The following is a 14,683-nucleotide window of genomic DNA, read 5'->3' on the forward strand; positions in this document are numbered from 1 at the left end:
GTCGGGGGAGTGAGGCAACATGGCTGAGCGTGATGAGCCGACCGGAGCACTGGTCAGGCCGTACGCTGTCACCCGTGGCCGCACCAGGCCCCGGCTGGATATCGCGCTGGAGGCACTCGTCGAGACCACGGACCGTGGTCGACGCGAGGGCCTCGTCTTCGGCAGCGAGAAGCAGCACATCGCCGGGCTCTGCACCGGACGACTGCAGTCCCTGGCGGAGATCTCCGCCAGAATGGCGCTGCCCCTGGGCGTCACACGCGTTCTGGTCGCGGACATGGCGACCGATGGATTGGTTGCGGTGCACGCGCCCTCCGGAATAGATGCCAACGGCGGAGTGGGCACAGATTTGCTGGAGCGAGTTTTGAGTGGACTTCGGAGGCTGTGACGTGACGTACGAGAATGCGGCGTACGACGCTTCGGCCGCCCAGAGAGTGACCTCCGCGAAGATCGTGATCGCGGGCGGTTTCGGCGTCGGCAAGACCACGCTGGTGGGCTCGGTTTCGGAGATCACCCCGCTGACCACCGAGGCGATCATGACCTCGGCCAGCGTGGGCGTCGACGACAACAAGGACGTGCCCGGCAAGACGACCACGACCGTGGCCATGGACTTCGGCCGGATCACCATCGACAGGGATCTCATCCTGTACCTGTTCGGCACCCCCGGCCAGACCCGGTTCTGGTTCATGTGGGACGAGCTGGTGCGCGGTGCGATCGGTGCCGTGGTGCTCGTGGACACCCGACGGCTCGCAGACTGCTTCGCGGCCATCGACTTCTTCGAGCACCGCCGGCTGCCGTACCTGATCGCGGTGAACTGTTTCGACGGCCAGAACTTCCACGAGCTCCAGGACGTCCGCGAGGCCCTGGCGATCCCGGACGACATTCCGGTGATCTCCACGGACGCGCGGAGCCGGGAGTCCACGAAGCAGACCCTGATCACCCTGGTCGAGTACGTGCTGTCGATGCGCAAGCCGCGCGCCGGCGCACCGGTCTGACCCGAACACCGCGAACGCCCCGGACTCGCTGAGTCCGGGGCGTTCGTCGTCCACGGTGGTCGGCCACCGGGTGCGCACCAGGCCGCAGATTCCTGCACGGCGACGGCCGCGGGCGCACCTGGCGCATGACACCTGCCGGGCAGCGGCGGAGATGCCAGGAGGCCGCCGGGCAGAGGCGGAAAGGCTGCCGGCAGAGGCGGAGAGATGCCCGGGAGGCCGCCGGGCACGGCGGACGTGCCGCAGCCGAGAACGCCGGGCGCGGGACCGTCCGGCCTAGAGCAGCGTCACCAGCAACGGCCGGACCCGGTCCACGAACAACCCGACCTCATATCCGAGCCGTTCCCGGTCGGCATCGCTGTTCGCCAGCATGGTCAGCCCGACCCGGGCCGCGACCGGAGCCGCCAGCACGAGCCCCATCTGCATCTCGACGATCACCTGGTGCGGCGCGCCGAAACCCATCACCTGACCGGCGCCGCTGGCGATGCTCAGCAGCCCGGCCCCGATGCCGGCGAGCTGCTCGGCGCGGTCGGTCGGCAGCCCGGGCGACACGGCCACGGGAATGCCCTCAACGGAGGCCAGGACGGCATGGGTCAGCCCTGGGGTGTCGGTGACGAGCGTGCCCAGCAGTGAGCCCATGCTGCTCGCGTAGAAATCCACTTCCGCCTATGCTTCGACGCCGCGTCCGCGCTGCCAGCCGCGGAAGTATCCACTGGTGTGTGCCGCGATCTCGGCAGCGTCCCGACGGGCGGGGGCTGGCCGTTCCACGGTGAGCGGTGCCGCGCTGCCGGGCACCAGGTTGGCCTGGGGCACCCGGCGGGGCAGGCCGCCGCCGGTGGTGCCGCCGACGGCGGGTCGGCTGGCCTTGTCCGCCGCGCGCCATCCGGCGTCGGCTGTGCCGCCCCACTCGAACTCGGACTCCGGGTTCGGGTCGGTGAACCACGCTGAGCGGGCCGCCGAGAAGATCAGCAACTCGCCGTCGCCGCCCTCCTCGGGGATCGGGGCGGTCCTGGGCTCGATGGTGGCCCGGGCGGCGGGACGACGCCGAGAGCCGGCACGGCCGGCGTCCCGCTCGCCGACGAGCCGCAGGGGCCGCTCCTCGGGGGCCGGCGGGGCCGGGGCGAGCGAGTCGGGGCCGTCGAGGTTCAGGGTGGGCTCGGGGCCCGGCATCAGCGAACCCTCGGCGAAGCTGGGCTTGCGCGGGGGCGCCGGCTGCGGCGGGGGCGGTGCCTGGCGCAGGGCCGGGTCGGCCAGGGGGGCCGGCTCGACCAGGCGGAGCGCCGGGGGCTCCTCCGGCAGGTCGTCGGACTGCCACGGCGGGGCGATCCGAGTCTGCTGGGGGGGCGACGGCGGGGCCGGCAGCAGGGTCGGCTGGGTGTTCACGATCGTCGGCGCGACGGGCGGCGGCACCGGCATCACGCGGGGCGTGAACGGCGCGGGCTCGGCCGGGGCCGGCGGCGTGGGCTCCGGGCCCCGGCGGCGGCCGGAGACCTGACCGGTGCCCGTGGTCGAGAACGCGCCCGACAGGTTGCGCCGGCCACGGGCGGGCAGGTCCTGGGAGGCCGCCGGCACGACGGGCATGGCCGCGGTGGTCGACGGGGTGGGGACGCTCGTCAGGGTCGGCTTGGGCTGCGGCCAGTCCTGGGAGGTCGGCGGGGTGGCCGATGCCGCGGGGGCCAGCGGGGCCGGCGTACCGGGGAAGACCGGCACGATGCCCGGCGGCGGCGGTGGCAGTGCCCCCCCGGCCCGGCTCGGGAGCTTCTCGACCGGAGCCTGGGCGGCCGGTGGGAAGGCCTCGACCGGCGGGAACGACTCGGTCGGGGGGAAGGACGTGGGCTCGGCCGGCGGGAACGACGCGGGTGCGGCGGCCGGCTCCGGCTCGGGGCGGGCCCGGCGACGGGTCGGCGGCGCCGTGGCGGCCGGGGCGGCGGTCCGGTTGGCGGACGCTATCGCCGCGGCCGGGCGGCCGGGCAGCCCTGGGGGCTCCAGCCGGTCGTTGAGCGCCTCGACCAGGGCGGCGGCCCCGGACTCCCCGGCGCGGACGGCTGCGACGGCCTGGCGCACGGCGGCGGCCACGGCTGCCGTGGTGGAGCGGCCCAGGCCGGCCTTGCGCGGCGAGCCGGTCACGGCGGTGCGCAGCGCCTCGATCGACGCGGTGACCTCGTCGACGTTGGCGGCGAGGCCGTCGTTGACCAGGTTCTCGGCGAGCTGGGCTGGCTTGACCCGGACGGGCAGGCCCGGCTCCGGCAGCGAGTCGAGGACGGCGAGTGGGATGAGTTCCGCCGGGTCCCGGTACGCCCGGAGCGCGGCCGGGTAGAGCTCCCTGAGCACCTCGCGCAGGGCGACGGCGCTGGCCTGCCGGCCGGTGATCAGGGCGGAGTGCGCCGCGAGCACCGGGCGGAGTGCCGCCAGGTCGCGGGGGGCTGGGTGTGGCGTGGGCAGCAACGCGCCGCGCTGCAGGGCCCTGGCCAGCATGCCGGCGTGCCCCGCCTCGTCGCGCGCGTCGGTGTCGGGGTCGCCGACACTGGCCGGGTCGGCGAACGCGACCAGTCGACCGGCCGCCGCGAAGAGCCGGGCGATGACCCGGGTCTCGGCGTCGGCGGCGATCGGCACGGCCGCTGGCGTCGACGTCTGCTCAGCGAGCAGCCCGACGACGGTGCCGTACCCTACCGGGTCGTCCGTCACCTCGACAACGGCGAGAACGCGCCCGGCGTCGTCGACAACCGCGACGCCGAGTCGTTCACCGGCTTGTGCCAGTCCGCAGTACACGCCCAACGATGCCACCTCCAAGGACTACACCGATGCTCCCTGGTCAGGGTCAGTCGCGCCAGTCCGTAGCGGCAGAGATCTTCCCAATGATCGTGCGCCAGGCGAGAGCTGCCTGTTCTGCCCCGATTTTCTTGGTACGCCGCTTGGCGAGGAACCCGCCGATTCCACCTTCGACACTCTTGCGGAGGGATTCGTCAAGATCGTCGAGCGGGGAACCCGCCGAGATCGAGGTCCGCACCGACTCGAGCCGCAGGGCGTATGCCAGGTCCCGGGTGAGCTCGCCGGCCGAGATCAGCAGGTCGGCGTCCCAGGCGTCGTGGCCGCCCCGGAGGTTCTCCACGACCAGGTCCAGCTCGTAGCTGTCGTCCTCGGTCGGGACCAGCTGCTCGACGGTCAGCTTGGCCGCGACCGTGTCCCATTCCTCCAGGCCGGCGAGGTCGTGCGGCGCGTCGGAGCCGACAAAGGCCGCGAGCCCCTCCACCGTACGGAAGAGCAGCAGTTTGCCCTTGCGAGACAGGAAGAGCGGAACCTCCTCGACCACGGGCTCGGCCGGCTCGGCGTCCTCGTCGTCCTCGGGCCCGTCCTCGAAGTCCTTCGGGTCCGGCTCGTCGTAGTCGGCCTCTTCGGCGTCGACGTCGTCGTCCCCGTCGTGGTCGACCTCGGCCTTCTCCTCGCCCCGGACGACCCGGCGGCGCGCCACGGGCTCGTCGCCGTCGTCGACCCTGGTGACCAGCTCGTCGGTCTCGGCGGCCTCGTCGTCCGAGGTCTCCTCTTCCGTCGCCTCGGGGAGTTCGTCGGACATCCGATACGCCCGGAGGGTGTAACCCACTCCGGCGGGCAGCGCCACGCACACCGGCTGAATCCGGACATCCGCCCAGAACTCGTCTACCTGCTCGGTGCGCTCAAACTCGTTATCCACAGCGTTGTCCACAACTCCGCTACCGATGCCACCAGTGGTCCCCGCCACCCTACCGTCTGGGCGCTCAGGCGCTCGCCAACTGAGGCTCGCGACTTCGCACCTTAGTCCTTGCCGGCCACAAACACACGGACGAGGGGCCCGCCAAACCCGGAACATCGGGTAAGGCGGGCCCCCGACACCGTTGTCAGGGCCGGCAGGCGAGCTTCGCCGGGGTCTCCGCCGGACGCCGTTTGTGGACGAACGAGTCGCGTGCGGCGGCGAACCCGCTGCGGTCGTCGTACATGTCCACGGCCATCTCGGCCAGCTCCCTGGCCTCGTAGTAGTCGAGTGGCCGGTCGCCGGTGTGCCGGGCGTCGACGATGTTGCGCCAGGCCCCCGGTTCCGCGTACCGGTCGGCGAGGGACGCCAGCCAGCCGTCGAACTCGGCGGGCACGCCCGGCCCGACCAGGTCCACGAGGCCGAGTTTCATCGCGCGCTCGGTCCCGACGGGCAGCTTGGCCCCCAGCAGCTCCAGCGCCGCCTCCTGGCCCACCCGGCGGGGGAGGGTGAGGGAGTGCAGCTCCGAGCCGTACAACCCGATGTCGTAGTAGGGGTTGAGCACGACGCCCGACCGGGCCGTGACCACGTCGGCCCCGAGGGCCATCATCACGCCGCCCGCGCCGGCGTTGCCGGTGAAGGCCGAGATGGTCAGCTGGCCGGTGGACTCCAGCAGCGCCCGGCACACGTTGTTGATCGCCCGGATGTTCGCCCAGGCCGCAGCGGCCGGGTCGGCGGCTGCCTCGATCTCGCCGAGGTGGATGCCGTTGCAGAACACGTCGTGCCCGGACCGCAGGACGAGCACCCGGGTGTCCTGGCCCGCGGCGTGCCGCAGGGCGGCCTCCAGCCGCATGCACTGCTCCACGCCGGCCGCGCCGTTGTAGAAGGTGAAGGTCAGCTCGCCGACGGGGCCGCGCCGGCGGTAGCGGATCTCGCGCGGGCCGTCGGACACCCGGGGCGCGTGCACCGGCAGCACCGTGGTCGCCGGCAGCTTGATCCCGCGCGGCAGCCGGAGCTGGCCGATCCAGACCGCGCCCTTGCCTGCGGCGACGAGCAGGTGCCCGTTGCGGCGGCCGACGATCTGGCCGGGCTCGCCTGGTGCCGTGCCGGGCGGGGCGAGCCGGGCGTCGAAGGCGCTGACCTCGGTGCCGTTGAGGACCGTGCGCACGCCGGGGAAGCCGTCGGCGGCGCGGATCTTCCGGACGATGTCGGCGGCGTCGTCGGCCCAGTCGAAGCTGCGAGCGGCCTGCTGGACGACGGGGCGGGAGCTGGTGCCGGGCACCGGGCGGGGGGCCTCGGCGAGCGGGACCGGGTGGAATCCGGGGTCGGCGGCCTTCTCTGCGACCTCCAGGGCGCACTCGACGGCCGCCTCGGTGACCAAGCCGCCGTAGAGCGCGGACTTGCGGACCGGCTCGGTCGGCATCGGGAAGGTGCGGTGCGCCCAGATCGGGCCGGCGTCGAACTCCTCGACAGCCTGGAGCGCGGTGACCCCCCAGACGGGCACGGCCTCCATGATCGCCCGGTCCAGAGAGGACGGACCCTGATCGCCGACCGGGCCGGGGTGGATGATGACCGTCGGCCACTTCCGCCAGACCTCGGCGGGAACCCTCTCCTTCAGAAATGGGCAGAGGACCAGGTCCGGTTGCGCTGCGTGCACGGCGTCGGTGACCTGCTCGGAGTCGAGGCAGAGCTCGACGGTGACGTGATGGCCTTTTGTTCTGAGTTCGTCCCAGACCCGCTGGGTCAGGCCGTTGAACGCGGAAACCAGGAGGAGTATGCGCACGAATACAGAGCGTACGGATGACTACGCGAAAGGGACAAGAGAACAACTCCACTTTGGCACAGTCTGCATCATGCACTGTATCGAACTGGCGCAGATCAGGCGCGGACGCGCCACCGGGCACACAGTACTAACGCTGTGTGCCCGGTGTTCGTTACGCGACTATGAACCCTTGGGGTGCCAGACGGTCTTCGTCTCGAGGAACGTGGTCATCCGCGCGGTGCCCGGCTCGGCCGTCCAGTCCGGGGTCGACGGTCGCAGGACCCGCTTGAGGTTCTGCGCGGCGGCGATCTCCAGCTCCACGGCGAGCGCCGGGTCGGCCACCCCGGTCAGGTCCAGGGCGTTGACGTCGAGGTGCGACGCGAGCCACGGGGCGACCTCGGCGACGGACCCGGTGAGGATGTTGACCACCCCGCCGGGAACGTCGGAGGTCGCCATCACCTCGCCGAGGGTGACCGCCGCTAGCGGCGACTCCTCGGCAGCCAGCACGATCACGGTGTTGCCGGTGGCGATCGCCGGGGCGATCACACTGACCAGGCCGAGGAGCGGCGAGGACGGCGCGACGACCGCCACTGTCCCGGTCGGCTCCGGTGCCGACAGGTTGAAGTACGGCCCGGCGACCGGGTTCGCGCCGCCGACGACCTGGGCGATCTTGTCGGTCCAGCCGGCGTACCAGACCCAGCGGTCCACCGCCGCGTCCACCTCGGCCGGCGTGGAACCCAGCGCGATGAACTCGTCGCGGCGGCCCTCCAGCATCTCGGCGATCCGGTAGAGCACCTGGCCCCGGTTGTAGGCCGTGGTGCCGGCCCAGCCCTTGACCGCGGCCCGGGCGGCGAGCACCGCGTCCCGGGCGTCCTTGCGCGACGCCTTGGCGACGTTGGAGTCCTGCACCCGGTACGTCCGTCCTGACTCGCTGCGGGGGAACTTGCCCCCCACGTACAACTTGTAGGTCTTGAGAACCGCCAGCCGGTCAGACATCGAGGTACCCCTCCAGGCCGTGCCGGCCGCCCTCCCGGCCGTAGCCGGACTCCTTGTAGCCGCCGAACGGCGACGTGGGGTCGAACTTGTTGAACGTGTTGGCCCAGACAACACCGGCGCGCAGCTTGTCCGCCATCGACAGGATCCGGGAGCCCTTCTCGGTCCAGATCCCGGCCGACAGCCCGTACGGGGTGTTGTTGGCCTTCTCGACCGCCTCGGCCGGGGTGCGGAACGTCAGCACGGACAGCACGGGGCCGAACACCTCCTCCTGGGCGATCCGGTGTGCCTGGGTGACGCCGGTGAAGATGGTCGGCGCGAACCAGAAGCCCTTCGACGGCAGCTCGCACGGCGGCGACCAGCGCTCCGCCTCGGCCGAGCCGATCTCGGCGAGCGCCGTGATCCTGGCCAGCTGCTCGGCGGAGTTGATCGCGCCGATGTCGGTGTTCTTGTCCAGCGGGTCGCCCACCCGCAGGGTGGCCATCCGGCGCTTGAGCGCGTCGAGCACCTGGTCGGCCACCGACTCCTGCACGAGCAGCCGGGAACCGGCGCAGCACACGTGCCCCTGGTTGAAGAAGATCCCGTTGACGATGCCCTCGACGGCCTGGTCGAGCGCCGCGTCCTCGAAGACGATGTTGGCGGCCTTGCCGCCCAGTTCCAAGGTCACTTTCTTCTTGGTACCGGCGACGCTGCGCGCGATCAGCCGCCCCACCTCGGTCGACCCGGTGAACGCCACCTTGTTCACGTCCGGGTGGTTCACCACGGCAGCGCCGGTCGCGCCGGCCCCGGTCACGATGTTCACCACGCCCGGCGGCAGGTCGGCCTGCTGGCAGATCTCCGCGAACAGCAGCGCGGTCAGCGGGGTGGTCTCCGCCGGCTTGAGCACCACGGTGTTGCCGGTGGCCAGCGCCGGGGCGATCTTCCACGCGAGCATCAGCAGCGGGAAGTTCCACGGGATGACCTGGCCGGCGACCCCGAGCGACTTGGGGTCCGGGCCGAAGCCGGCGTAGGACAGCTTGTCGGCCCAGCCGGCGTAGTAGAAGAAGTGCGCGGCGACCAGCGGCACGTCGACGTCGCGGGACTCCTTGATCGGCTTGCCGTTGTCCAGGGACTCCAGTACCGCCAGCTCGCGGGAGCGCTCCTGGATGATCCGGGCGATCCGGAACAGATACTTGCCCCGCTCCTTGCCCGGCATCTTCGACCACTTCTTGTGCGCCTTGCGCGCGGCGGCCACGGCCCGGTCCACATCCGCCTCGTCGGCGAGCGCGACCTCGGCGAGGACCTCCTCGGTGGCCGGGTTGATCGTCTTGAACGCGCCGGAGCCGTCGGTGAACTTCCCGTCGACGAACAGCCCGTAGCTGGGCTTCAGGTCGACGATCGCCGTGGACTCGGGGGCGGGAGCGTAGGTAAACATCAGTCCACCGTCATGTAGTCGGGGCCGGAGTAGTGGCCGGTCCGGAGCTTGTGGCGCTGCATGAGCAGGTCGTTGAGCAGGGTGGACGCGCCGAACCGGAACCAGTCCGGGTCCAGCCAGTCGGGGCCGGCGATCTCGTTGACGGTCACCAGGTACTTGATCGCGTCCTTGCTCGTCCGGATCCCGCCGGCCGGCTTCACGCCGATCTTCGTACCCGTCGCGTCCCGGTAGTCGCGGACCGCCTCCAGCATCAGCAGCGTCGTCGGCAGGGTGGCCGCCGGGGACACCTTGCCGGTGGAGGTCTTGATGAAGTGCGCGCCGGCCATCATGGCGAGCCAGGAGGCCCGGCGGATGTTGTCGTACGTGGCGAGCTCACCCGTTTCGAGGATCACCTTCAAGTGTGCGTCGCCGCATGCCTCGCGCACGGCCATGATCTCGTCGTACACGTGCAGGTAGTCGCCGGCCAGGAACGCGCCCCGGCTGATCACCATGTCGATCTCGTCGGCGCCGGCCGCCACGGCCGCCCGGGTGTCGTCGAGTTTCACGTTCAACGGGGCCTGCCCGGACGGGAACGCCGTCGCGACGCTGGCCAGGTGCACCCCGGAGCCCTTCAGCTCCTCGTGGGCCACTGCGACCATGCTCGGGTACACGCACACCGCCGCCGTCGAGGGGCAGTCCGGGTCGCTCGGGTCCGGCCGCATCGCCTTGGCGCACAGCGCGCGCACCTTGCCCGGGGTGTCCGCGCCCTCCAGGGTCGTCAGGTCGACCATCCGCAGCGCGAGGTCCAGCGCGTACGCCTTCGCCGTCGTCTTGATCGAGCGGGTACCGAGGCCAGCGGCCCTCTGTTCCAGCCCGACGGCGTCAACTCCCGGGAGACCGTGGAGAAACGCGCGTAAAGTCGCATTCGAGGGACTGGTTAACAACGCCGTCATGTCCCGGAGTCTAGTGCGGGGACATTACGGGCACACCCGGCTCAGCCAAGTGTGGTGTCACACCTCACCACGGGTACGTCCGTGCTGCTCTTCGTGCTGACCACCGCCCCGTCGACCTTGAGGACGCAGACCAGCGCGCCGTCGCCGGCCCCGTTCGTGAGCACCGAGACGTAGGCGCCGGTCCGGGCCTTGATGGTCAGCGTCCACGGCAGGGCCACCACCTGGCCCTTGATCAGTTCCGCCTTGTCATTGACGTAGGCGACCTCGGCCGTGTCCTGCCCCGACACCTCGTAGACGACCGTGTGTTCGCGCATCGGTTCCCGGCCGCCACAGGCACCGGTCACGGCCACGGCGGCGCACAGCACGCCGATTCGCAGGAAGGACATGGCGGACAAGATACCGTGAGGCCGATCACCCGCTAGCCTGAGTCCGTGGATGTCCTCGTAGTCGAACACCCCCTTGCCCAGGCCCGCCTCACCGTCATGCGCGACGAGCGCAGCGACTCGGCGACCTTCCGGGCCGCCCTGCACGAGCTGACGACGATGCTCGCGTACGAGGCGACCCGCGACGCCGCCGTCGACCGGCCCGCGATCCGTACCCCGGTCACCGACACGTACGGCATCGCGCTGGCGAACCCGCCGCTGCTCGTACCCGTCCTGCGGGCCGGTCTCGGGATGGCCGACGCCGCGCTGAGCCTGCTGCCGGAGTCCTCGATGGGCTTCGTCGGGCTCGCCCGCGACGAGGTCACCTTCGAGCCCCGCGCGTACCTGGAGTCGCTGCCCGCCGACCTGACCGGCAAGCCGGTGATCGTGCTCGACCCGATGGTCGCGACCGGCGGCTCGCTGGAGCACTGCGTCCGGCTGCTGTGCGACCGGGGCGCCACCGACATCACGGTGCTGTGCGCGCTGGCCGCCCCGGAGGCGCTGCGGCGGCTCGACGAGAGCGGGCTGCCGATGCGGATCGTGACGGCGAGCATCGACGAGGGGCTCAACGAGCACCGGTTCATCGTCCCGGGCCTCGGCGACGCGGGGGACCGCCAGTTCGGCGGCATGCCCCGCTTCTAGGCCGTCCTAACCCGCATTCTGGGGCTCTTCGCTTCCGGCGGGCATCCGCCCGCCGGAAGCGTCACCAGATACCGAGTGCCGCCGCCATCTCCGTGCGCAACGCCGAGATGGCGGCGGACCCGAGCTGCCGCGCCGCCGCCACGTCGCCGTCGTGCACCGGTTCCACCACCTCCAGGTACGCCTTCAGCTTCGGCTCCGTCCCCGACGGCCGCACCACGACCCGCAACCCGTCGCCGCGCAGGATCACCACGTCGTTGTCCGGCATCAGGTCCTCGACCCGGACCGGCTCGTCGATCAGCGTCGTCGGCGGCTTGGCCCGCAGCCGCGCCATCGCGTCGGCGATCTCGGACACGTCGTCGACCCGCACCGACAGCTGGTCGGTCACGTAGCAGCCGAACTCGCTCGCCAGCTCGTCCAGCCGGTCGCCCAGCCCGCGCAGTTCGGAGCGCAGCCCGGCGGCGAGTTCCGCGACGGTCAGCGCGGCCGTGATGCCGTCCTTGTCGCGGGCGATGTGCGGGGCCACGCAGTAGCCGAGGGCCTCCTCGTAGCCGAAGACCAGGTCCTCGCCGGCCCGGACGATCCACTTGAAGCCGGTCAGCGTCTCGCCGTACGGCACGCCGCGCTTCTCGCACAGTGCGCGCAGCATCGAGGACGACACGATCGTCGTCGCGTACCGGCCGCGCACGCCCCGGCGGATCAGGTGGTCGGCCAGCAGGATGCCCACCTCGTCGCCGCGCAGGGTCCGCCACCCGGTCGGGGTGGGGATCGCGACGGCGCACCGGTCGGCGTCGGGGTCGGTGGCGATGGCGATGTCCGCGCCGACCTCCCGGGCCAGGTTCGTGACCAGGTCCATCGCCCCGGGCTCCTCCGGATTCGGGAAGGCCACGGTCGGGAAGTCCGGGTCGGGGGCGGCCTGCAGCGCGACGACGGCCGGGGCGGCGAAGCCGGCCCGGGTGAACGCCGCACCGAGCACCGCCCCGCCCACGCCGTGCATCGGCGTGTACGCCACGGCCAGCTCCCGGGGCGACTCCGCCTCCACGACCCCGGCCGCCGCCGCCAGGTACCCGTCGAGCAGGTCCGGGCCCAGCACCTCGCCGGGCTGGCCCAACGGCACGTCGGCCAACGGACCCACGGCGCGGATCGCGTGCTCGATCTCGGCGTCGGCGGGGGCCACGAGCTGCGCGCCGGCGCCGACGATGCCGCCGAGCTGCGCGCCCAGGTACACCTTGTAGCCGTTGTCCTGTGGCGGGTTGTGGCTCGCGGTGACCATCACCCCGGCGGCGGCGTCGAGCGCGCGGACCGCGTAGGCGAGCACCGGGGTGGGCAGGTGGTCGGGCAGCAGCAGCGCGCGGCGGCCGGCCCCGGTGCACACCCGGGCGGTCTCCTCGGCGAACATCTTCGAGCCGTGCCGGGCGTCGTAGCCGATCACCAGCGGGCCGGTGGCGCCGTGTTCGGCGAGCCAGCCGACGAGCCCGGCGGCGGCGGCGCGCACGACGGCGAGGTTCATGCCGTTCGGGCCGGCGCGCAGCGGGCCGCGCAGGCCGGCGGTGCCGAAGGTCAGCGGCCCGGAGAACCGGTCGGCGAGTTCAGCGGCTGTCCCGGGCAGCCCGGCGAGCAGCCGGGACAGCTCGGAACTCGTGATCAGGTCTGGGTCGTCGGCCAGCCACTCTTCAGCCTGGGCACGCAGCCGCTCCACGTCGAGGTTCATGGAGCAATGCTGGCATATTTGCGAAGATCGGTTCAGGTTCCCAGCTTGAAGGATCTGACCATTTCCTCATGGATCGGCAGGCTCTCGGTGAACCGGGCGGCCGGCACGGTCAGGTAGAAGTGGTAGACCTTGCCGTCCTTGACGACGCCCCGCCACAGCCCGCGCCGCAGGGTGTCGCCCTGGCCGCAGGTGTAGTCGAGCTCGGCTGCCGGCAGTCCGGACAGGGTGGTGTCCTTCAGACCGAGCTGGATGAAGTTCGGGCAGACCTCGGTGCGGGTGTGCAGCCCGTTCGCGGCGACCTCCGCCCAGCGGTGCGCGTTGGTCGCGGTCTCCACGTTGACCCGGATCCGCCGGCCGGTCTTGTTCGGCTCGGTGAAGTCGAAGTACGAGTTGCCCGGGCCGGACTTCTCCCAGTTGGTCGGCACGTTGAGCGAGAATCCGCGCGGGTCCTGGTACGCGACCGTTGCGAACCCCGGACCGCTCGGAGTGGCCGACGGCTTGGCGTCGGGCTTGTCCGAGGAGCCGGAGAACAGCACGACCGCGCCGACGACGAGCAGCAGCACCACAGCTGCGGCGGCCCCGGCGGGCACCAGCCACTTCGGGTACTTCCGCGTCACCGGCCGCAGCGCGAACCTGGGCGGAAGCCCGGCGGCCCCGCTGTGCGGGTAGCCACCCTGATCCGGAGCACCGGGGTAGCCGCCCTGATCCGGGGCGCCGGCGTAGCCGCCCTGGTCCGAGGCGCCCGGATAGCCGCCCTGGGTCTGCGCCGGCACGCCGTGCTGCTGCCAGGCCGGCCGGTCGGCCAGGTTGATCGTCTGCTGGTCCCCGGTCGGCGCGACGGTCGGCGCGGCGCCGGTGGCCACGTCGGGCACCTCGGCCGCCGGCCGGGACTGCGCGGCCATCCGGGCGTGCCGTTGCGCCGGGGTCTCGCCGGGGGCGAGCATGGCCCGGCCACCGATGACGCCGTCGGGCTGCTGGTAGACCGGCTTCGGCGGCGGGGCCATCCGGAGCACGGCGTGCGGGTCGGTCTCCTCGGGCGGAGGCTGCCGGTGTGACAGGGGGCCGTCGAGGAGTTCGCGGAGCGCGGCCCGGGTGCGGGCGACATCCCAGCGACGGCGGGGGTCCTTCTCCATCAGGCCGTACAGGATCGCGGCCAGCGGGCCGGCGTTGCGCGGCGGCTCGGGCTGGGCCTGCACGACGGCGTGCATGGTCTCGATCGGGTCGCCCCGGTCGAACGGCGGCCCGCCCTCCACGGACGTGTACAGCGTCACCCCGAGCGAGAACAGGTCGCTGGGCGGCCCGAACGCCTGGCCCATGGCCCGCTCCGGCGCGATGTAGTGCGGGGAGCCAAGGACCATGCCGGGCGTGGTGAGGTCGCTTTCCATGGTGAGCCGGGCGACCCCGAAGTCGGTGAGCACGCACCGGCCGTCGCCGCTGATCAGCACGTTGGCCGGCTTCACGTCGCGGTGCAGGATGCCGGCGGCGTGCGCGGCCTCCAGGGCGCCGAGCATCGCCAGGCCGATCTTCGCCGTGGCCCGGGCGGTGAGTGGCCCGTCCTCGGTGACGATCTCGGCGACGCTGCGGGCGGCCAGCAGCTCCATGACGAGCCAGGGGCGGCCGCCGTCGGTCACGACGTCGTACATCCGGACGACGGCGGGATGGTTGAGCCCCGCGGCGGCCCGGGCCTCGCGCAGGGTGCGTTCGATGAGGACATCGCGGTCCGTCTTGGCCATGTTGACCGGGATCAGAACCTCTTTGATGGCCACATCGCGGCGAAGTAGCTGGTCGTAGGCACGCCAGACGGTGCCCATGCCTCCACTGCCGACGGCGGCACGGAGCATGTACCGTCCGCCGACCGTGGTGCCAGCCACGCCGGGGGTGCTAGGTGCCTCAGTCGTCACGTGGTCGTTCCTCCCGAACCCAACGCGCCTAGTGTCCTAGAAGACCGCCCGGATGCGAAATCGGGAGCCGAAATCGTCGCACTACTTGACGATGCGTCGATCTGGTTGACACGCAGGGTGGTATCGCGCCGCTTGGTCCCGACCGCGTGACCGCGTGATGCGGCTCGATGTCGGGCAGGCGACGATCGTAGCTGGA

Annotated in this window: 13 protein-coding genes; 3 read left to right on the plus strand and 10 right to left on the minus strand. The window is 71.9% G+C overall.

The features are described from left to right. Positions 1–19: 19 nt before the first annotated feature. Entirely contained in the window at positions 20–385 is a 366-nt protein-coding gene (locus IW245_RS32135) for a DUF742 domain-containing protein (RefSeq protein WP_197006868.1), read from the plus strand. Position 386: 1 nt separating this feature from the next. After that, complete coding sequence (locus IW245_RS32140; protein WP_372445278.1) at positions 387–992, plus strand: GTP-binding protein; 606 nt, start codon at positions 387–389, stop codon at positions 990–992. A 273-nt stretch (positions 993–1,265) separates the two neighbouring features. Here the strand turns inward: IW245_RS32140 and IW245_RS32145 are convergent, their stop codons facing one another. The 8 genes from IW245_RS32145 to IW245_RS32180 all read right to left on the minus strand — a co-directional run bounded on the left by IW245_RS32145 (position 1,266) and on the right by IW245_RS32180 (position 10,200). Further along, on the minus strand, positions 1,266–1,649 hold the full coding sequence (locus tag IW245_RS32145) for a roadblock/LC7 domain-containing protein (protein ID WP_197006869.1): 384 nt from the start codon (positions 1,647–1,649) through the stop codon (positions 1,266–1,268). Between the two features lie 6 nt (positions 1,650–1,655). Beyond that, entirely contained in the window at positions 1,656–3,773 is a 2,118-nt protein-coding gene (locus IW245_RS32150) for a transposase (RefSeq protein ID WP_197006870.1), read from the minus strand. Between the two features lie 34 nt (positions 3,774–3,807). After that, positions 3,808–4,725 (minus strand): SatS C-terminal domain-containing protein, encoded by a 918-nt coding sequence (locus IW245_RS32155; protein WP_372445279.1) that lies wholly within the window; start codon positions 4,723–4,725, stop codon positions 3,808–3,810. Positions 4,726–4,861: 136 nt separating this feature from the next. Next, positions 4,862–6,496 (minus strand): enoyl-CoA hydratase-related protein, encoded by a 1,635-nt coding sequence (locus tag IW245_RS32160; RefSeq protein WP_233472744.1) that lies wholly within the window; start codon positions 6,494–6,496, stop codon positions 4,862–4,864. Between the two features lie 159 nt (positions 6,497–6,655). Further along, positions 6,656–7,471: an aldehyde dehydrogenase family protein gene (locus tag IW245_RS32165; RefSeq protein ID WP_197006872.1), complete on the minus strand. Its 816-nt coding sequence runs from the start codon at positions 7,469–7,471 to the stop codon at positions 6,656–6,658. Next, entirely contained in the window at positions 7,464–8,882 is a 1,419-nt protein-coding gene (locus IW245_RS32170) for an aldehyde dehydrogenase family protein (protein WP_197006873.1), read from the minus strand. The genes IW245_RS32165 and IW245_RS32170 overlap by 8 nt, the downstream gene beginning before the upstream one ends. Beyond that, the gene (gene deoC / locus IW245_RS32175; protein WP_197006874.1) at positions 8,882–9,814 is read right to left on the minus strand and encodes a deoxyribose-phosphate aldolase; all 933 of its coding nucleotides are present in this window, start codon (positions 9,812–9,814) and stop codon (positions 8,882–8,884) included. The genes IW245_RS32170 and deoC overlap by 1 nt, the downstream gene beginning before the upstream one ends. Positions 9,815–9,855: 41 nt before the next feature. Then, positions 9,856–10,200, minus strand: a complete 345-nt coding sequence (locus IW245_RS32180) for an MmpS family transport accessory protein (RefSeq protein ID WP_197006875.1) — start codon at positions 10,198–10,200, stop codon at positions 9,856–9,858. 45 nt (positions 10,201–10,245) lie between these two features. Between IW245_RS32180 and upp the strand changes: the two genes are divergently transcribed. Further along, the gene (gene upp, locus IW245_RS32185; RefSeq protein ID WP_197006876.1) at positions 10,246–10,878 is read left to right on the plus strand and encodes a uracil phosphoribosyltransferase; all 633 of its coding nucleotides are present in this window, start codon (positions 10,246–10,248) and stop codon (positions 10,876–10,878) included. Positions 10,879–10,939: 61 nt separating this feature from the next. On the opposite strand, the gene IW245_RS32190 is transcribed toward upp, so the two are convergent. After that, a complete protein-coding gene (locus IW245_RS32190; protein WP_197006877.1) occupies positions 10,940–12,586 on the minus strand; it encodes a phospho-sugar mutase in 1,647 nt (548 codons plus the stop codon). 32 nt (positions 12,587–12,618) lie between these two features. Continuing rightward, complete coding sequence (locus IW245_RS32195; protein ID WP_197008789.1) at positions 12,619–14,427, minus strand: serine/threonine-protein kinase; 1,809 nt, start codon at positions 14,425–14,427, stop codon at positions 12,619–12,621. Between the last annotated feature and the right edge of the window lie 256 nt (positions 14,428–14,683).

This window comes from Longispora fulva, assembly GCF_015751905.1.
GTDB lineage: Bacteria > Actinomycetota > Actinomycetes > Mycobacteriales > Micromonosporaceae > Longispora > Longispora fulva.